This window comes from Mesorhizobium kowhaii (assembly GCF_042431665.1).
Lineage (GTDB): Bacteria > Pseudomonadota > Alphaproteobacteria > Rhizobiales > Rhizobiaceae > Mesorhizobium > Mesorhizobium kowhaii.
Map to the genome: position 1 here is coordinate 1 of NZ_JBHLYT010000218.1, position 609 is coordinate 609.

At 60.8% G+C, this 609-nt stretch carries 1 protein-coding gene; it reads left to right on the top strand.

Features of this window, described 5'->3' with window-relative positions; translation table 11 throughout:
- Positions 1-397, top strand: a 397-nt coding sequence (locus tag ACFFNA_RS39565) for an enoyl-CoA hydratase-related protein (RefSeq protein ID WP_378925746.1), incomplete at its 5' end; no start/stop codon positions are given.
- Between the last annotated feature and the right edge of the window lie 212 nt (positions 398-609).

The window sequence follows — 609 nt, forward strand, 5'->3', positions numbered from 1 at the left end:
ATTCGGCTCCACGTTCATCAATCTTGGCATCGTACCGGGAGATGGCGGTGCCTGGTTCCTGCAGGATCTGCTCGGTCCCCAAAGGGCGGCGGAGTTGATCTTCAGCGGGCGTTTGGTGCGCGCCGAGGAAGCTCTACGACTGGGAATCGTTCTTGAGATCGCGACAGCGTCCGAATTGCAGTCGCAAGCCCTGCAGCTTGCTGCAAGTATTGCAGGAAAACCTCCTCAAGCACTTCGTCTCGCAAAACGGCTGCTGAAGGCAGCGCGGCGATTGGACCTGCCTGATTTCCTCGACCTCTGCGCAGTGTTTCAGGGCATGTGCCACAATACGCAGGACCACGCTGAAGCGGTCGAAGCATTTCTGGACAAACGTCCTGCCCTCTTTCAGGGGCGCTAGCCCGCTTGATGCACGGCGATCGGCTTTCGGCGGCCTGCATCGGCGATCTGGCCGCCCTCGGAGTGCATTTTGACAAGCCTCGTCGGGCGCCGGCGATGATCCGTCGTTATGGAAGGCGGGGGTTTGCGGGTTGAGGTCGGCGGGTTTGTTTCGGGACGTCTGCGCCCCATCGTTTATGTCGCGAGTTGCGGGATGCGGCTGAGGACGATGCG